Origin of the sequence: Proteus sp. FZP2095 (assembly GCF_023701425.1) — a bacterium.
GTDB classification, from domain to species: Bacteria; Pseudomonadota; Gammaproteobacteria; order Enterobacterales; family Enterobacteriaceae; genus Proteus; species Proteus cibarius.
Genome location: NZ_JAMQBJ010000001.1, coordinates 2,067,379 through 2,085,562, shown reverse-complemented (window position 1 = coordinate 2,085,562; position 18,184 = coordinate 2,067,379). Strand labels below are relative to the sequence as shown.

Below are 18,184 nucleotides of genomic sequence, written 5' to 3'. Positions count from 1 at the left end.
AATAGGTGGAAATAAAATATATTTATGATATGTGAATTCATCTTATATCACATTTATAATATTAATTTAATAGAGTTAGAATAAATTGTGTTATTATTTCTGATCGTCTTTATCTTATTAACCTATGTGATTATAATATTATTAACAATAGTTGAATAATGGAAAAAATATTTACAATTATTTTTTGCTATAATATTGGCGCCTGAAAAAATTCAGCTAAATATTGAAAATAACCTAATAGGTGATACACAATGAAGTACGATTTAAATGATCTCTACTATTTTGTGAAAGTCGTTGAGTTTGGCGGTTTTTCTCAAGCAGCAGAAACATTAGGTATACCTAAATCTAAACTAAGTCGTCGTATCGCTGATTTAGAACAGAAGCTCAATGTCTCTTTGATTTATCGTTCTACACGTCAATTTCATGTCACTAAAATCGGGCAGACATTTTATCAGCAGTGTAAAAATGTAGTCTCAGAAGCTGAAATTGCAGAAGAAGTTATTTGTTCAGCGCAAGGGCACCCACATGGCACAATTAAACTCTCGTGTCCTGTCGCATTATTGCAAATTTATATTCAAGATATTTTGGTCGATTTTATGGAGAAATACCCGGATATTAATATCCAGATATTAGCTATTAATCGTCCTGTTGATGTAATTAGTGAAGGTCTTGATTTAGCCTTGCGAGTAAGAGCATTACCATTAGATGACTCAGGTCTAACAATGAAAATCCTAGGTTATTCTCGACGTGTTCTAGTCGCCAGCCCTTTGTTATTTAAAGGACAAGAGATCCCTGATTCACCAGAACAACTTGCAGACTATCCTATTTTGGCAAATAGCGAACATTCACAACAATACACACTAACCTTGACTCATGAAAATGGTACGGTTTCCACACAACATGTGACTCCGAAACTAGCGACAACCGATGTTATTACACTTTATAAAGCAACATTAAAAGGATTAGGAATAACTCGATTACCACTGAGTGTGGTTGAAAATGAACTACAAGACGGCTCGTTAATTGAAGTGTTGCCAAATTGGCGTTTTCCTAAAGATGTTATTCATGCAGTTTACCCGTCAAGAAAAGGCTTATTACCTGCGATTCAAGTATTGCTGGAATACCTTGCTGATAATATGTCGCCATTGAAAGAGTAAGTGCAATATAAAAACGGCTCCGAATATTAAAGGGAGCCGTTTGGTTTCTATTGTTTGTTGTATGAAATAAAAGTGTTACTCGTTAGGAATACGACCGAATTTACCTTGGTTAAAATCATCAATAGCTTGTTTGATTTGAGCTTCGCTATTCATGACAAAAGGGCCATAACCAACAACTGGCTCATTAATAGGCTCTCCACTGAGATACAAGATTATTGCATCTTCAATAGCTTCAAGATTAACAGAACCACCTTCATTATCTAAAATCACCAAATCACCTGTTTGTAGTTGAGTTTGATTATCAAGATAAACACTACCGTGCAATATCACTAACCCTACATAACGATCTTTCTTGGTCGGCAACGTCACTGATTTTGTGCTTTTTAATTGAAGATCCCACACATCTACAGGTGAAAAAGTTTTTGCAGCGCCATGTGTGTCGTGATAATCACCGGCAATAATGCGCATTTTTCCGGCATTATCTGCTAAAGGAAGTACAGGGATCGCGCTTTCTTTTAGCAATTGATAGCCAGCAGGTGCCGATTTAGCCTCAGATGGAAGATTAACCCACAATTGCACCATATCTAACACACCACCTTCTTTGGTAAATTCATCAGAATGATATTCTTGATGTAAAATACCTGACGCAGCGGTCATCCATTGCACGTCACCCGGGCCGATTACGCCCCCTTCTCCTGTGGAATCATGGTGTGCAACTTCACCTTTATAAACGATAGTGACTGTTTCAAATCCACGATGTGGGTGTTCCCCGACACCACGATTATGTCCTTGAGATGCAGGAAAATCGGTAGGCCCGGCTCTATCTAAAAGTAAAAATGGGTTTAAATATTTACCATGATTACCATAACTAAAGAGTGAGCGAACATGAAAACCATCGCCAACCCAATGTTGACGAGGTGCTTTATAAATACCTATGATTTTTTTCATAAAATGTTCCTATAAGATTTCTATAGGGCCTATTTTAGAGCGACTAATATATTTAAGTAGTGCCAAAAATAGATTTCATCATCCTAAAAATAGAACAATAATAAAATGTTTCAGTGTTCTATTTTTAGAATAGTGTTTATCAGAATTGCTACTACCGAGATTTTAATTAATTGATTATTGTTTATTACAACGAAAGAGAAACGATATAAAAATATTTTTCTTAAATCATGTTAATGATCAACTTTATTAATTAAAAGGAATAAATAAATGAGCACTCCAGCAAATTTTAATGGTCAGCGCCCTGTAATTAATCCAGAAGATGCGGTTATGTTATTAATTGATCATCAAAGTGGTTTATTCCAAACCGTGGGTGATATGCCAATGACTGAATTACGAGCTCGTGCTTCAGTATTAGCAAAAATAGCAACATTAGCTAACATGCCTGTTATTACAACGGCTTCTGTACCACAAGGTCCTAATGGCCCATTAATTCCTGAAATTCATCAAAATGCTCCTCACGCAAAATATGTTGCACGTAAAGGTGAAATTAATGCTTGGGATAATCCTGAGTTTGTTGAAGCCGTTAAAGCCACAGGTAAAAAGCAATTAATTATTGCGGGTACTATTACGAGTGTTTGTATGGCATTCCCTGCAATTAGTGCCATTGCTGAGGGTTATCAAGTCTTTGCAGTGATTGATGCATCAGGTACTTACAGTAAAATGGCGGAAGAAATTACCTTAGCTCGTATTGTTCAAGCTGGCGTAGTACCGATGGATACCGCAGCAGTTGCTTCTGAAATTCAAAAAACATGGAACCGTGCTGACGCAGCAGAATGGGCGCAAGCGTATACCCAGATTTTCCCTGCTTATCAGCTATTAATTGAAAGTTATAGCAAAGCTCAAGATGTATTAAAAAATAACGAAGCTTTAGATTCTCAGCGTTAATTAATTTTTAACTCTCTTTGCAATTTGTATTTTCTGTGTTTAAAAATGCCTATAAAACTTTTTCTTTATGGGCATTCTGTTACAAAAATATATTAGGAAACAATAATGAAATTTATTTTATCTACCATATTATCATCATTATTACTTGTGCCAGCAGTACAAGCAAATGAATATAAACTTGAACCAACACACACTAAGGCCATGTTTTATATTGATCACTTTGGTACTTCTACTAATAGTGGTGGTTTTTATGAAATTGAAGGGGATTTAACTTATTCTCCAGAGAAGAATATAGGGAAAATAAACGTTACTATTCCGGTTAAAACATTAAATACGGGATTAACAGCATTTGATAATCATATAAAAAGTGCCGATATATTGGATGCAGATAAATATCCAACAATTCAATTTTCTTCAACACAATGGCATTTCTCTAATAATAAGCCCACATCTATTGAAGGGTTATTAACCATGAAAGGAAAAACATTGCCAATTAAATTAACAGCAACTAAATTTAATTGTTATGAAAGCCCTGTATTTAATGCACCTGTTTGTGGTGGTGATTTTGAAACAACCATTAAACGTTCAGATTGGGGTGTGGACTTTTTAGTTAAAGAAGGGATGACTGATAATATGACATTAAAAATCCAAGTAGAAGCAATTAAGCAGTAACTTAAGTCATATATTAAATATTCTTTCTATTTTAAAAGCCTTATTAAATACAAGGCTTTTTTGCTATTTTATAAAATAAAATACAATTAAAAATAAAGGCTAATTTGAAAATCCAACAAATAAAAATAGATTTTTTTATTTGTTGATAATAATTATTTATTGTTGTATGTTATGAAATTGTAACCTGTAAATCATTTGTCTTTGTTTTATTTGATATTTATAGGTTGGTAATTGTTTGTCATTCGTTAAATCTTCCTATAAAGTTTTTGGTTTTATTCAAAAATCAATAAACTTTTCTCATCATAATTTATTTAATAAATATCGTTCGATTAAATAAAAATTTTTTACAATAAATAAGTGTGACTTCTATCACTCTACATTTTGATATTTCTTCAGTATGTTTATACGCAGAGATTAGAAATTAATAAATCAGACATTTATTTATATTGCTTAATAACTTAAGCAAATAGGCTTCTTATTATCAAAAAAACGAAATGCAAATAGATATGTGCTGTTACATATATTAAATGCGTTAAGGATATCATAATGATCCATGCTTTTATTAAAAAAGGGAGCTTTCAGGATTCAGTAAGCCTGATGATTATTTCCCGAAAATTAAGTGAAGCCCCAGAGGTGGAAGAAATTTCCGTCATGATGGGTACACCAGCGAATAAATCTCTTCTCGATGTCACCGGTTTCTGGCATGACATGTTTAACGAAGCAACACCGAATGACATTTGTGTTTCGATTAAAGCGGAATCAGATGATCCTGCCATTGTCGACATGATTTCTACTGCGTTAGAAGAAGCATTAGCAGAAATTGCAAGTGGTCAAAAAGGCGGTAACAAATTAACGACAGTCCGTAGCTGGCGTACTGCTAAACAAAAAAGCACTAATGCCAATATGTTGCTTATCTCTATTGCCGGTGAATATGCTGCTGAGCTAGCGGATACGGGGTTAGATGATGGCTGTAACGTTATGCTGTTCTCTGACAACGTATCTATCGCAGATGAAAAAGCACTAAAAGAAAAAGCAGCCGCTAAAGGTCTGATTGTTATGGGGCCAGACTGCGGTACGGCAAATATTGCTGGTGCACCTCTTGCTTTCGCTAACATTGCACCGAAAGGCTCGATTGGTATTGTTGGGGCATCAGGTACAGGTATTCAAGAAATTACCTCTCAAATCGTTTTACAACGCCAAGGTATTTCTCACTCAATTGGTTTAGGTGGTCGTGATTTAACAGAGCAAATTGGTGGTATCAGTGCGATCACTGCTATCAATATGCTAGCTGCTGATCCTAATACTCGTGTCATTGCCTTTGTTTCTAAGCCACCAGCACCAGCTGTTCGTCAAAAAATCATTGCAGAAATGAAGCGCCATAATAAACCGATTGTGGCTCAATTCTTAGGAACAACACCTGAGAAATTCCAAGACGACAATATCTACTTCACTCGTACTTTAGATGAAACTGCACGTATTGCGGCTGAATTAGCGCGTGTTGAAGATATCGCAGCAGAGTTACCAAAAGTTGCAGGTAAGAAAATCATTGGTCTTTATGCTGGCGGTACGTTAGCGGCTGAGTGCGCCATGTTGTTATCTGAAAAACTCAATGTTGAAGTCGATAACGAACATAAACAAGGCACGATGCTAGATGCAGACGGCCACAAAATTATCGATATGGGTGATGATTTCTATACACAGGGTAAACCACACCCAATGATTGACCCATCTACACGTAACAAATTTATCAGTGAGCTAAGCAATAAAACAGAAACGGGCGTGTTACTGGTTGATTTTGTTATTGGTTATGGTGCAACTCAAGATCCAGCCGGCGCGTTAATTCAAGAAATCAAAAAACTGAATGAGAAACGTGGCGAAGCTAATCCACTGATCACTATCGCAACAATCACTGGTACTGAAGACGATCCACAAAACCGTAGCGAACAGCAAAAACAGCTGAAAGAAGCGGGCATTATTGTGATGGACACGTTGCCAGAAGCCGTTTTATTAGCAAAAGAATTAATCCAGCCACATCCAGCAGAAGTACATGCTGAAGTATCACCACTGCTTAACGGGATCTCTGTGATCAACGCAGGATTACGTAGCTTTGCAGACGATCTGCAATCAAGTGGCACCCCTGTTGTTCATTATCAGTGGGCACCTGTCGCAGGTGGTAATAAGAAACTGGCTGAAATATTAAAGAAATTGAAATAAGGAATTGCAGATATGTACTCAACTATCGAACAAGCGAATGAAGCAGTTATCGAACGTATCCGTGAAGCCCGTCCTCACTGGTGTGATGTTAGCTTAGCAAAAGAAGTCGTTCCTACTTTAGAGACAGGTAAAAAACTACTTCATGCAGGTCCACCAGTAACTTGGGGAGAAATGAGCGGTCCTGTTCGCGGTGCATGTATCGGTGCTTCTTTATTTGAAGGCTGGGCAGAAACTGAAGAGCAAGCATTAGCCATGTTAGAAGCAGGCGAAATTGAGTTTATTCCTTGCCATAACGTAAATGCAGTAGGCCCAATGGGCGGTATTACTTCTGCTCATATGCCAATGCTGGTTATCAAAAACCACATTCATGGTAACTATGCTTACTGCAACATGAACGAAGGTATCGGTAAAGTGATGCGCTTTGGTGCTTACGGCCCAGATGTGCAAGAGCGTTTACATTGGATGAAAAATAGCTTAGCACCAGTATTAAAAGCTGCGATTGCAACGTTTGAAAACGGTATCGATCTAACTGCAATTATGGGGCAAGCAATTACGATGGGTGATGAATTCCACCAACGTAACATCGCTGCATCTGCTCTGCTACTGCGCCAACTGGCACCAGTATTAGGCACTTTAGATTTCGAAGAAGCTGAAATCACAAAAGTGACTAAATTCCTGAGCATTACAGACCAATTCTTCCTGAACTTAGCAATGGCTTACTGTAAAGCGGCGATGGATGCAGGTGCTCAAATCAAGCAAGGTACTATCGTCACTGTGATGACGCGTAATGGTAGCAACTTTGGTATCAAAATCAGCGGAATGGGTGATCAATGGTTTACCGCTCCAGTCAATACGCCGCAAGGTCTATTCTTCTCTGGCTTTAGCCAAGCAGATGCAAACCCAGATATTGGTGACAGTGCAATCACTGAAACTTTCGGTATTGGTGGCGCAGCAATGGTTGCAGCTCCTGGTGTAACACGTTTTGTTGGCGCATCTGGCGGTATGGATGCAGCGCGTGAAGTGACTGAAGAAATGGCTGAGATCTATCTTGCTCGTAACATGATGTTGCAAATTCCAACTTGGGATTTCCAAGGTGCATGTTTAGGCTTAGATGCACGTCGCGTTGTTGAAACAGGGATCACTCCACTGATTAACACTGGTATTGCACATAAAGAGCCGGGTGTTGGTCAGATTGGTGCGGGTACTGTGCGCGCACCTTTAGGTTGCTTTGAAAAAGCGATTGTTGCACTCGCTGAAGAGCTAGGTATCGACGCTTAATCTCGTTTTCTAACGACAAAGTACAGCAATAAAGGGGGCATTATGCAAATTCAAGCACTTCAAACCAGCCAGCATATCACTGACTTTGAAGGTGAGATTAAATGTGTGGGCATTTATGATCATGCTTTGAATTTCATTTGCCCTCAGCAACGCTTAATGACTTTTCATCGTGAAGGAAGAGGATTAAGCCCGATGGGGTGGTTACTGAAGCAAGATGATTTTGATTATTTTGCAAAACAGTGCCATCCCTCGATTGTGATGAACCTTAAAAATCATCAAGCAACACTCGCAAATAAGCTCACATTGAATGCAGGTCAAAGTGAGAATTTGCGTTTACAAGAAAAAGCGGATTTAGATTTACGTTGGTTAGAAAGTTTTTTTTCTCTGTTATCACCCGCGATTGCAACGGGGTTATATGGATCATTGAAAAATTACCGTCAAATCGCGCAACTTAGTGAAATTAAGTTATTAACTAAGCTGTTTCATAACCAGCTATTAGGCAATGCTGTTAACTGGGCTATTTTTACAGGGAAAGGCCCCGGATTAACGCCAAGTTCAGATGATATGCTGGTGGGAATGTTATTTGCGCATTATCTAGCAGAGCCTGAAAAGAAACTTAATCATTTTTTTAATAACACACCACCTTTATCTGAGTTGACCACTATTGTCAGTAAGCATTATTTGGAATATGCCACACAGGGAATATTTTCTACCTATCTCATTCAACTAGGTAAAAAAATAAAGAATAAAGAGATTATTTTTAAGGATATGTTGGAAATACTCTCTATTGGTCATCATTCCGGAGCAGATACATTACTGGGATTATGGATTGGTTACCAAACTAAAAAACAACAACAGCATATTGATTAAATTTCTTTAATAAAAGAATTTATATAAACATTCGGATACGGATAATTATGAAAACAATTGTTATTGCTTTAGGCGGAAATGCATTATTGCAACGCGGAGAAGTTTTGTCTGCTGAAAATCAATATAAAAATATTGAATTGATGTCAGAGACAATTAATAAATTAGCCAAAGAGTATCGTGTTGTATTAGTACACGGTAATGGGCCTCAAGTTGGATTGCTTGCACTGCAAAACCTTGCATATCAAGATGTTCCTGCATACCCGTTAGATGTCTTGGTGGCAGAAAGCCAAGGTATGATTGGTTATATGATGATGCAGAAAATTAATCAAAATCATCCTGAACAAGCTATTACAACGGTAATGACTCGAGTTTCAGTTGATATTAATGATGAAGCATTTAACGATCCAAGTAAGTTTATTGGCCCTATTTATGATGAAGCTGATAAAGAAGAATTAATTGCGAAGTATCAATGGACATTTAAACAAGATGGTAAACATTATCGCCGTGTTGTTCCATCACCAACACCGAAAAAGATTATTGATATCGAGGCAGTAAGACTTTTATTAGATAAAGGCCATATTGTTATTTGTGGTGGCGGTGGTGGTATTCCAGTCAACAATACAAATAATGAATTTATTGGTAGTGAAGCGGTTATTGATAAAGATTTAACGGCAGCTTTAATTTCTCGTGAATTAAATGCAGAGCACTTTGTTATTTTAACAGAGGCAGATGCTATTTATAAAAATTGGGGTACACCAGAACAAGCTGCAATTCGTGAAGCAACACCAGAAGAACTTGCACCAATGGCTGTCGCTGATGGCGCAATGGGACCAAAAATTATGGCAGTGAGTGATTTTGTTAATGCAACAGGGCAACAAGCTCATATTGGTGCATTACAAAATATTCAACAAGTTATTGAAGGTCAGTCTGGCACTTTAATTTATAAGTCTTAATAAAAATTCTTTCAGGAGCGTCATTATGAACGATGCACAAGTGAATGAGAAAGGCAAAGTCCCTTATTGGGTCAAACTGACCATTATCTTCTTCTTTGGCTGGATTGCGCTGTATGGTAGCCGTGCCATTGTTGGTCCTTTAATGGTAAATATTGGTGCTGAGTTTGATCTTACTAAAGCTCAACTCGGTTCTATCATGAGTATTTTCTTTATCGGATATACTGCACTTAATATTCCATCAGGAATGATAGGTGACTATTTAGGGAAGAAAAAAGTATTAGTAACAGGGGTTGTTCTCTTTGGTGGATTTACCATTATTGCGGGGATGATGCCAACTTACGTGACCTTTATGTTTGCATGGGTCATGGTGGGGATATTCCAAGGCTTCTATTATGGCCCTCAGTATGGCTTATCTTCAGAAGCAATACCGAAGCATCGTATTACATTAGGTAGTGCGATTATCAATAGTGGTATGGCATTTGGTCTGTCTATTGGTTACTACATTTCAAGTATTTCTGTCGGTGAGATGGGAATGAGCTGGCGTGCTCCGTTCTATATCATTGGTGTACCAATTATTATCATTGGTTTGGTGATGTTATGGATCATCAAAGATAAGCCAAAAGCACAACCGGCGGCAGAAAATGGCGCTCCAAAACAGAAAGTTAAACTGACATTTAAAGATTTATTTGGTAATCGCAATATCAACCTTGCATATGTCACTATCTTCTGTTCAATCTATGGCTTCTTTGTATTAGTCACTTGGTTACCGTACTACTTAGAAACTGAACGTGGAATTACAGGAACTCAAATTTCAACTATCGCATCATTAATGCCTTGGTTTGCTATTCCTGGTTCGCTTATTTTTAGCTGGGTTTCAGATAAAATTGGTCGTCGTAAACCTGTATTATTAATCATGTTACCGCTGTCATTAATCGCTATTCTTGCCGTACCAATGTCAGAATCAATGCCGGTGTTAATTGGTGCTCTGATCCTTTACGGTATTGTAGGTAAAATCAGTACAAACCCAGTTCTTGTTGCTGTAGTTGCTGATAACTCACCGCGACATGCACTAGGTACATCGTTTGGTGTTTACAACTGTATCGGTATGTTAGGTTCTGTTTTTGCTCCAACATTAACGGGTTTCTTATCAGACAAAACAGGTAGCATGGACTCAGGTTTCTACTTTGCCGCTATTCTGATTTGTATCGGTATTGTGGCGAGCCTCTTTATTAAAGAAAGCAACAACAATAATGAAGAAGCAAAAGCGTAGTACATTATTCAGGTAGTCATTGAATAAACAGTTAAAGGGCAAACTTCGGTTTGCCTTTTTAATTTAAAGGATCGTAAAACGATTGTACGCTAGGATGATTTTGCTTAAACAACTCCACTAAATAACTCACTACAGCACCTTTTTTATCTTCACACCATGCTAGTGAAAGAGGGGAATTATGACGACGGTTTTTCACTTCTTTCGCAATTAACTGTCCGCTATCAATAAGTGGTTTGCATAAACTTAATGGCAAAAATCCTATTCCTACGCCTTTTAAATGGCAGGCTAATTTGGTGTGTAAATCAGGCACACGGATCTCATGCTGACCCGATAAACGCCATGCTGTACGTTTAGAAAGATGGCGAGAGGTATCTTCGACGTTTACAGCAGAATACATACGCATTTGATCATCGCTTAATACACCACTGATATTGGCTAAAGGATGATTAGGCGCGACAACAAATTGCCATTGAATTTCTCCCATCGCACAAATGTTGATATTATTCTTAAGGGATTCATTACCGGTAACGCCAATAGCAAAATGATAATCTTCGTTAATAAGCGCATCCCAAACTCCCATATAGACTTGACGAGTAATATGAAACTGGGTAGAAGGAAAGCGCTGATGAAGACAAGCCAACATACTGGCAACCGCGGTACGATCATAGAGCAGATTATTGATCACAATGTTGACCTGATGTTCGACACCCGCGTTCATCTGCTGAAGTTCTACAGGCATTGACTCTAACCATACAATCCATTGACGACATTTTTCTAATAGATATTCGCCCGCCGGTGTCAGTGTGACGGTTCTTGTGGTGCGATTAAAAAGTTGGGTACCGATATTTTCTTCTAATGTTTTAATACGGTAACTAATTGCTGCCGATGTTTTATGAAGCACATCGGCTGCTTTGGTAAAGCTTTGGCAATCGGCGACCTGTATAAAAGTACGGATCATTTCTTGGTCTAACATATTTTTTGTCCTGGTAATAAGAGAGGCAAAATATCAGCAGATAATGCTGAACTAAAAAAAGCAAACAGAGCAAAGCTTACCTATTTTTTCTGAGGTCTATACCGCAAAGTAAGACAACTTCTTATCGTGTTAATGGATGTTATTATTTTTGGCTTATTGTTGTTCGCCGTATGAAGTTTTGATTATTTATAGATAAGCAATAAAGCATACTAACAAAAATTTCATTAGATGATGGGCGCAAATAAGAATATCTGTATTCTATTTGTGTGATTACTTTCACGTTTCACTCATCCTTTTACTGACGAAGTTAAGATATCAGTAAAAGGCAGTGAAGATCAGAATAAAAATTAGGCCAGTATTAAATGATGATAAATAGAGATCACGCGATTTTAAATGGGTAAGTAAAGAAGAGAAGGTGAGTCAGATTAAGTGCAAAGTGAAATAGCGTTGAAACCCAAAGTCGACCACTCCACATCCACGCTAATCCATAAATAATACCCGCCAGTGAAGCAAATATGATCAACAGTAATCCACCTGCAGAATGTGCTAAACCAAAGATAATGGCTGCTATTAATAGCGCAACATAAGGGGGTAGGTAACGTGATAATGTTTGTTGAATCACACCTCTAAATAACGCTTCTTCAGCAAGTGATACAAAAAAGAGATTCGCGAGAATAAATGCAGGTAGCCACGATGGTAAATGCAATTCAATTGCCAATCCCCCCAGCTTTACAGCGATCAATAATAATGCAGGAATGGCAATAATTAGCATTGCCCAATGTAATTTATTTGCTTTTTTTAATGGATCGCAGACAAAAAGTGTGGGAATAAAAATCAGAAAAATAAAAGGTAATAATGCTTTATCTGCATTGAAATAAAAAGAAAAAGGGGCGCTTTTCATGCCTATAATGGCGTGTGAAAGGTAGCGTAAATTGTTAAAACCAGGAATAAGGTGAAAAGTTAATCCACTGGCAATAATGACAAGTGCGAGAATAATAATAGCTCTAAGTAAAGGCTGTTTTTGATAGCGAGAATAGGCGAATGCAAGTAAGAGAATACTAAAAATAACTGGCAAGGTTTGCCATGTAATAACACCCGTTATAAATGCGCTAAGTGCTGTAAATATCAATGTAATAAACGCAAGCGTACGATTGAAACCCAGAAATAACAAAGAAAAAGCAAGAAGTAGCCAAGTGATCATAATTGTAAAGGATCTAAAATAAAAAGGAGCGCTAGGGTAAAAGATAGTGGCCTTCTAGGCTATCATTATAAATAAAAATGTAGAGAAATCAGACCTCTTTATTCGTCATGTCTTTATTTAATTATCTGATTTATATATAAAACAGTTATTTTTGATTTTTAATCTAAAATTAAAATAAATGTTTAATTTATATAATGATAGTCAATTCATGATATTAAATTAGCATGAGCGAAATCAGGCGTATAAAAATGCCGATGGTTTTAATATCGGCATTTGAGTCTACATCGAGCTAGTTTACATTTGATTAAACAAAGTAAAACTAAACGTAAAAATAGCGAATAACATGGAAGAAAATTGGCGCTGCAAAACAGAGAGAATCCATTCTATCCATCATGCCACCATGACCTTCTATCATCGTACCAAAATCTTTTACACCACTGTCTCTTTTGATTGCAGACATGCATAAACCACCAGCAAAACCTGCCAATGTAATTACTAAAGAGAGTAAAAATGCCGCCCACCATGAGAAAGGTGTCGCCCACCACAACATCATGCCAATCAGACTGGCGGAGATAATTCCACCAAAAAAACCTTCCACTGTTTTATTTGGGCTTAATTTAGGTACGATAGGATGTTTGCCAAATAATTTACCAAACACATATTGAAGTACGTCAGAAACTTGCACCACTATCATTAAAAAGAGCAGTAAATTGATATTACGACCTTCAAAACCTTCTATTGGTAACATTAAAAGTGCTGGTGCATAGCTTAGGCAATAAATTGCTATCATCACGCTCCACTGTACTTTTGCCATACGTTCTAAGAAGTGGCGAGTATCACCTGAAAGTGCCATACGTGTTGGTATTAATAAGAAGGCGTAAACTGGGATAAATACTGCCATTAAGTTATACCATTGCACGCCAACAAGAATGTATTGAATAGGCAATATAACGAAGAAGCACCAGAAGAGCGCTTCATGATCGCCACGATGTGTGGGTGTTAAGGTGATCAGTTCACGTAATGCAAGCCATGAGATAATGGTAAATAGGACGACAGATCCAATTGCCCCAATTCCTATGGCAACACCCGCGATAATACACATTACCCACCACGCGTTGATCCTTGAATTAAGATTCGTGATAGTGGAGGTAGGGCCTTTTATGGCGGCTAAAATAGCACCAATAATGCTAGCAATAATTAAGAAAGAGAAGAGCCCGATAAAGATCCAGAGGACTTCATTATTAATACGTTCCATTGTGTAGCTCCTCTAACGCACTTTTTGCTCTTACCAAAAATTCTTGTTTGCTTTCATTTTCATGGGTGGAACTAATCGGAGCACCAAAAATCGCACTGCAAATAACGGGAACAACTAAGCGAGAACCTTTAGGAAGGACTCTATTTAAGTTTTCCAGATAAATAGGGACTAATTGCACATTCGGATTTTTACGAGAAAGATGCCAAAGACCTGCTTTAAAATCTTGAATAGATTCGCCATTACCTCGAGTACCCTCAGGAAAAATAATTAAAGAATCACCTTGGTCTAAAATTTCTTGCATCAGAGCAAGTGCGTTGACTTTATTTGGTGTCGATGATGCCGAGTTATTAGTGTGTTGTTCTACGATCTCTTCGCAAGAATTTTCTTCTTGTGGAAAATTCATTTTGGCAGCATGACGAGGAATAAGAATAGCTCTAAAGATACGACGAGATAAATAACGGCGTAAGCGGTTTTTATTCCAATAATCTTCAGCGGCAACCGGATGAACATAAGGGCGAATATTGGGGGAAAGACAAGACCAAATAACTAAGCCATCAAGATGACTAGAATGGTTAGCGTAATAAATACAAGGCGTATCTTTCGCAATAGGAGAGGTTTGTTTAGCGCGAATACCTGTTAAGAATCGACAAATAGAGACTAAGACGGATGATACCACTTTTGCATCTAAAGCAAGTTTTCCATTTTTCATTAATCAGACACCTTGTGCTAAATCCCGTAAAATTCGACGGGTTCTGAAAATTGTGGTCAGTATTGAGCCTAAAATAATAATCCATAATGAAATAAAAAAGAGCCATATTCCCCAAAGACTAGGAATAAATGTAGCAATAACGGCAACAGAGGTTAATAATGCCATTCGGTGTTGTTTTGCCATTGGGCCTGTAAATTGTTGATCTAATCCACAAGCACCGCCTAAGACACGAACATAAGCGGTCATTACCGCAAAAAAAGCGCCCACCCAACTTAATGTAATGGCGATAGAAAAGTCAGAAGAGAGTCCATAACCGACACCCAAAATAATTAGAGTATCGGCAATTCTGTCAGGTAATTCATTATAGACAGCACCTACAGGGCTTTCCATGCCTCCTTCGACGGCAACCATACCATCTAATAAATTACAAATTAGGCGACCTTGGATCATGATAGCTCCAAGGATCAATAAAATTGAGCGTAATAATCCAGATGTGTAAAAGAGAGCACAAAAGAGTGATAAGCCTGCAAGTAATGCAAATACGACGCTAAACACAGAAATAGCATTAGGGGTTGCCCCTTTTTGTTGTAAATAGCGACTGCACTTTGTGGCCCAGTTTGTTTGTCTTGCTTTTATAGGACGACGGTTTTTATCTTGAGAGTTCATTTTTCTTTGTAAAAGGCTAGTTAGAAGGGGATAGCATAAGGGCATTTGTACAAAGTGAGAATAAGAATAAACGTATAAATTTATCTTATGTTTTTTTTATAACGATTGATGCCTTTTTGTTATGCTCATATTAAGACTATAAATCAAATATTAATAATTATTTATTTTTCTAGGTGTTAATACCTATTTATGGCTAGTGTATTATACTTACATGTTTGTGTCATTTAATGATGATCTTTATTTGAGTGATATTGAGTAGAGATGATAAATGATGTATTACATTAATTAAACTATGAAGAGAGTAAATTTCTTAAGTAAAAGGGAGTGTAAAGGGAAATACTTATTGTTATTTCTTATTTTACTGTTTAAATAATCGCAATTAAAACACTTCGATTAGAATATTCTTATAAGGAATTTTTTGTTTAAATCAAAAATCAAAACGCATAAACAGTCTTTAAATAGGCATAAAAAAAAGAGACAAGAATTTCTTTTGTATTATTTTTTAATCATTAATAATTTTCTTCGTGAAATAAGAATAAAGGAAATGGGGAATTAAAAATGAGAATATTCATATTTATAATAAGTAAAAAATGATTTATATCAAATGAAGAGCTTCATCTATTCTTATATTGCTATTATTAATAAAAAACAATCATAATAGTTATTAATAATAGCGATTATGAAAATAATATATACAAGTGTCTTAAATTGAAATTAGACGAACACTAATGAAAGGGAGGCATCAAAATAAGTTGCCACCCTTCCTATAGTAGAATGGTGTTTAACGTATTAATTATTCCCATATTAGGTGTAATTCATCCAAAATAGAATATTTTTAGAAGTATAGTTTTCTCTCACTAATAAAATATAATGAAAATTAAACAGGTCATATTGTTATATCGCTAGATAATACAACCCATTGATAAATAGAAATCACGTTGTGAATTAATTTGCTCTTAAATCATATTTCTTAAAGAAATCATATTCTTGAACTAATTGTGGTAGTGATCTTATTTTCAATTTTGTATACATATTTGAACGATGTACTTCTACAGTACGAGGCGATAGAGAAAGTTTTTCTGCCGCTTCTTTGCTCGTATTTCCCTCAAGGATCATCTCCATAACCTCTTTTTCTCTATTAGATAACTTACCAAATTTATCTTTTAGAGATATATATGTTCGGAATTGCTCAACTTCACTTTCATAATGTAGGAAAGATTCCGAGACAATATTAAGAAGTTCATTCACATTTAGAGGGCGAGTTAAATATTCAAAAGCCCCTGATTTAAATGCACTACGACAACTCTCAATGGAACTATCCCCTGAAATAATAATAACAGGGATGATGTTTCTCAATTTATTGAGTTCTTTAATCAGTGCAATTGATGGCGCCGCACTGTTTTTTGTATTAATTATGATGCACTCTTTATGAGCCCCTTTTGTTGATGAAAAATAGTATTTCAAGAAAGCCTGTTCATTTGAATAGGTTTTCACGTTAGCCGCTAAAGAAGAAAGAACGGCTTTAAGCTGAACTTTTGTACTGTCATCTTCAAAAGTGATTAAGTGGATTATTGATTCCATATGTTGCTCCTGGTTTTACTCTGCTCTTTCACTAAAAGTGAATGAGTAACGAAATTTGACTAATTTATAAGTTTTTTTGTGTAGGGTGACATTCACGTAACGGAGCCATATTCAGAATATATCAAATTAAAAATGATTAATACTTCTGTATTATATTATAGATAAAATATCAGAACTTTGTTTTGTTTCAATATTTGTATTTTATAGATAAGAATAATTTATTTCTATATTGAAGGAAGGAGATAACTATTATTAATTGTAACTAAGTTTTTTCTCGTAAGTGATTTTAACTATATTAAACCCATTTAATAAGTAAAAAAATAATATATTTAGGCCTCTTTCTATGAGGCAATTAATAGTTGCATTTAGTTACAATACAATTCCCTTTGTGGCTTTTTGACTTTACTTCTTGTAAAATAGCACTTTATTTCTATCGTTCCTTTTTAATAAACCAATCGAGCCAATGCTATGGCGTCACTGAAAGATGTAGCTCGACTTGCATCCGTTTCTTTGATGACAGTCTCAAGAGCGATTAATAACCCTGAGTTATTAAAACCAGAAACACTGAAACAAGTCCAAAATGCGATTGATCAACTTAACTATGTTCCAGATTATTCTGCACGAAAAATTCGTGGTCAAGGAACAAAAGTATCATCAATTGGTGTTCTGGCAATTGATACCGCAACGACACCATTTTCTGTGGAAATGATTTTATCCATAGAACAAACTGCAAGAGAATTTGGCTGGAGTTCATTTGTTGTCAATTTGACTGCACAAGATTGTTATGAAAATGCCATTTGGCAACTTTTGGCTCAACGTCCAGATGGTATTATTTATACCACGATGGGGTTGCGTGAAATCACCGTGCATGAAAAGTTGCTTGATAAGAATTTAGTGTTAGCAAACTGCTTGGATAAAACGCACACTTTTCCAACTTATATTCCCGATGATTATCATGGGCAGTATTTTGCGATGAAAAAAGTCATCGAAAAGGGGTATCGTCGCCCTTTGTGCTTCTATATACCTGAAGAGTCTGTAGCAGGCCCTATTCGTCGTAAAGCTGTTGAGGATGCTTGGCAAGAGGCGGGGTTACCATTGTCGGATCTACAACAATATACGATGATGTTTGGAGATGAACATTACCGTGATGTGATTGAAATATTGAAAAAGCATTGTATTCAGCAAAAAGCAGATTTCGATATTCTCATTTGTGGTAATGACCGTATTGCATTTCTAGCGTATCAAGTTTTACTTTCTATGGGGTTACGCATTCCAGAGCAAGTGGCTGTTTTGGGATACGACAATATGATTGGTACAGGAGAGTTGTTTTATCCACCATTAACAACGGTACAATTGCCTCATTATGAATTAGGTAAAGAAGCAACGTTGCATATCATTCAAGAACGGAACCATAGAGATACGGTACACGTACCTTGCCAATTAGTTGAACGTGAGTCTATTTAAAGACTCACGTCTTACTTATCTTATCAAT

General features: G+C 36.5%; 16 protein-coding genes. 9 read left to right on the top strand and 7 right to left on the bottom strand.

Features of this window, described 5'->3' with window-relative positions; genetic code table 11:
* Positions 1-251: 251 nt before the first annotated feature.
* Entirely contained in the window at positions 252-1,157 is a 906-nt protein-coding gene (locus NBG71_RS10055; protein ID WP_075673288.1) for a LysR substrate-binding domain-containing protein, read from the top strand.
* Between the two features lie 75 nt (positions 1,158-1,232).
* Here the strand turns inward: NBG71_RS10055 and NBG71_RS10050 are convergent, their stop codons facing one another.
* Positions 1,233-2,105 carry a pirin family protein gene (locus tag NBG71_RS10050; RefSeq protein ID WP_075673289.1) on the bottom strand — a complete coding sequence of 291 codons (873 nt, stop codon included), beginning with the start codon at positions 2,103-2,105 and terminating at the stop codon, positions 1,233-1,235.
* 267 nt (positions 2,106-2,372) lie between these two features.
* Here NBG71_RS10050 and NBG71_RS10045 point away from each other — a divergent pair, with 267 nt between their 5' ends.
* From NBG71_RS10045 to NBG71_RS10015, 7 genes are all read left to right on the top strand, one after another.
* The gene (locus NBG71_RS10045; RefSeq protein WP_075673290.1) at positions 2,373-3,050 is read left to right on the top strand and encodes a hydrolase; all 678 of its coding nucleotides are present in this window, start codon (positions 2,373-2,375) and stop codon (positions 3,048-3,050) included.
* A gap of 105 nt (positions 3,051-3,155) precedes the next feature.
* A complete protein-coding gene (locus tag NBG71_RS10040; RefSeq protein WP_156733964.1) occupies positions 3,156-3,722 on the top strand; it encodes a YceI family protein in 567 nt (188 codons plus the stop codon).
* A 546-nt stretch (positions 3,723-4,268) separates the two neighbouring features.
* Positions 4,269-5,936 (top strand): acyl-CoA synthetase FdrA, encoded by a 1,668-nt coding sequence (locus NBG71_RS10035; protein WP_099660080.1) that lies wholly within the window; start codon positions 4,269-4,271, stop codon positions 5,934-5,936.
* Between the two features lie 12 nt (positions 5,937-5,948).
* A complete protein-coding gene (locus NBG71_RS10030) occupies positions 5,949-7,214 on the top strand; it encodes a YlbE family protein (protein ID WP_075673293.1) in 1,266 nt (421 codons plus the stop codon).
* 42 nt (positions 7,215-7,256) lie between these two features.
* Positions 7,257-8,084, top strand: coding sequence for an oxamate carbamoyltransferase subunit AllH family protein (locus NBG71_RS10025; protein ID WP_075673294.1), 828 nt, complete (start codon positions 7,257-7,259; stop codon positions 8,082-8,084).
* 47 nt (positions 8,085-8,131) lie between these two features.
* Positions 8,132-9,037, top strand: a complete 906-nt coding sequence (locus NBG71_RS10020) for a carbamate kinase (RefSeq protein WP_159363541.1) — start codon at positions 8,132-8,134, stop codon at positions 9,035-9,037.
* A 25-nt stretch (positions 9,038-9,062) separates the two neighbouring features.
* The gene (locus NBG71_RS10015; protein WP_075673296.1) at positions 9,063-10,307 is read left to right on the top strand and encodes an MFS transporter; all 1,245 of its coding nucleotides are present in this window, start codon (positions 9,063-9,065) and stop codon (positions 10,305-10,307) included.
* A gap of 58 nt (positions 10,308-10,365) precedes the next feature.
* Here the strand turns inward: NBG71_RS10015 and allS are convergent, their stop codons facing one another.
* The 6 genes from allS to NBG71_RS09985 all read right to left on the bottom strand — a co-directional run bounded on the left by allS (position 10,366) and on the right by NBG71_RS09985 (position 16,692).
* Positions 10,366-11,280, bottom strand: a complete 915-nt coding sequence (gene allS / locus NBG71_RS10010) for an HTH-type transcriptional activator AllS (RefSeq protein WP_036934748.1) — start codon at positions 11,278-11,280, stop codon at positions 10,366-10,368.
* Positions 11,281-11,659: 379 nt separating this feature from the next.
* On the bottom strand, positions 11,660-12,481 hold the full coding sequence (locus tag NBG71_RS10005) for a CPBP family intramembrane glutamic endopeptidase (RefSeq protein ID WP_075673297.1): 822 nt from the start codon (positions 12,479-12,481) through the stop codon (positions 11,660-11,662).
* A 319-nt stretch (positions 12,482-12,800) separates the two neighbouring features.
* A complete protein-coding gene (locus tag NBG71_RS10000) occupies positions 12,801-13,736 on the bottom strand; it encodes a phosphatidate cytidylyltransferase (RefSeq protein ID WP_023582641.1) in 936 nt (311 codons plus the stop codon).
* Positions 13,723-14,445, bottom strand: coding sequence for a lysophospholipid acyltransferase family protein (locus NBG71_RS09995; protein ID WP_109419437.1), 723 nt, complete (start codon positions 14,443-14,445; stop codon positions 13,723-13,725). Before NBG71_RS09995 ends, NBG71_RS10000 begins: the two co-directional genes overlap by 14 nt.
* Before the next feature lie 3 nt (positions 14,446-14,448).
* Positions 14,449-15,111, bottom strand: coding sequence for a CDP-alcohol phosphatidyltransferase family protein (locus NBG71_RS09990; RefSeq protein ID WP_250916826.1), 663 nt, complete (start codon positions 15,109-15,111; stop codon positions 14,449-14,451).
* Between the two features lie 945 nt (positions 15,112-16,056).
* Positions 16,057-16,692 (bottom strand): response regulator transcription factor, encoded by a 636-nt coding sequence (locus tag NBG71_RS09985; RefSeq protein WP_075673301.1) that lies wholly within the window; start codon positions 16,690-16,692, stop codon positions 16,057-16,059.
* A 468-nt stretch (positions 16,693-17,160) separates the two neighbouring features.
* Between NBG71_RS09985 and NBG71_RS09980 the strand changes: the two genes are divergently transcribed.
* Positions 17,161-18,156, top strand: coding sequence for a LacI family DNA-binding transcriptional regulator (locus NBG71_RS09980; protein WP_109419436.1), 996 nt, complete (start codon positions 17,161-17,163; stop codon positions 18,154-18,156).
* Positions 18,157-18,184: the final 28 nt, after the last annotated feature.

Coding starts and splice junctions, on each gene's coding strand:
- NBG71_RS10055 (WP_075673288.1), top strand. CDS start 252: ATGAAGTACGATTTAAATGATCTCTACTATTTTGTGAAAGTCGTTGAG.
- NBG71_RS10050 (WP_075673289.1), bottom strand. CDS start 2,105: ATGAAAAAAATCATAGGTATTTATAAAGCACCTCGTCAACATTGGGTT.
- NBG71_RS10045 (WP_075673290.1), top strand. CDS start 2,373: ATGAGCACTCCAGCAAATTTTAATGGTCAGCGCCCTGTAATTAATCCA.
- NBG71_RS10040 (WP_156733964.1), top strand. CDS start 3,156: ATGAAATTTATTTTATCTACCATATTATCATCATTATTACTTGTGCCA.
- NBG71_RS10035 (WP_099660080.1), top strand. CDS start 4,269: ATGATCCATGCTTTTATTAAAAAAGGGAGCTTTCAGGATTCAGTAAGC.
- NBG71_RS10030 (WP_075673293.1), top strand. CDS start 5,949: ATGTACTCAACTATCGAACAAGCGAATGAAGCAGTTATCGAACGTATC.
- NBG71_RS10025 (WP_075673294.1), top strand. CDS start 7,257: ATGCAAATTCAAGCACTTCAAACCAGCCAGCATATCACTGACTTTGAA.
- NBG71_RS10020 (WP_159363541.1), top strand. CDS start 8,132: ATGAAAACAATTGTTATTGCTTTAGGCGGAAATGCATTATTGCAACGC.
- NBG71_RS10015 (WP_075673296.1), top strand. CDS start 9,063: ATGAACGATGCACAAGTGAATGAGAAAGGCAAAGTCCCTTATTGGGTC.
- allS (WP_036934748.1), bottom strand. CDS start 11,280: ATGTTAGACCAAGAAATGATCCGTACTTTTATACAGGTCGCCGATTGC.
- NBG71_RS10005 (WP_075673297.1), bottom strand. CDS start 12,481: ATGATCACTTGGCTACTTCTTGCTTTTTCTTTGTTATTTCTGGGTTTC.
- NBG71_RS10000 (WP_023582641.1), bottom strand. CDS start 13,736: ATGGAACGTATTAATAATGAAGTCCTCTGGATCTTTATCGGGCTCTTC.
- NBG71_RS09995 (WP_109419437.1), bottom strand. CDS start 14,445: ATGAAAAATGGAAAACTTGCTTTAGATGCAAAAGTGGTATCATCCGTC.
- NBG71_RS09990 (WP_250916826.1), bottom strand. CDS start 15,111: ATGAACTCTCAAGATAAAAACCGTCGTCCTATAAAAGCAAGACAAACA.
- NBG71_RS09985 (WP_075673301.1), bottom strand. CDS start 16,692: ATGGAATCAATAATCCACTTAATCACTTTTGAAGATGACAGTACAAAA.
- NBG71_RS09980 (WP_109419436.1), top strand. CDS start 17,161: ATGGCGTCACTGAAAGATGTAGCTCGACTTGCATCCGTTTCTTTGATG.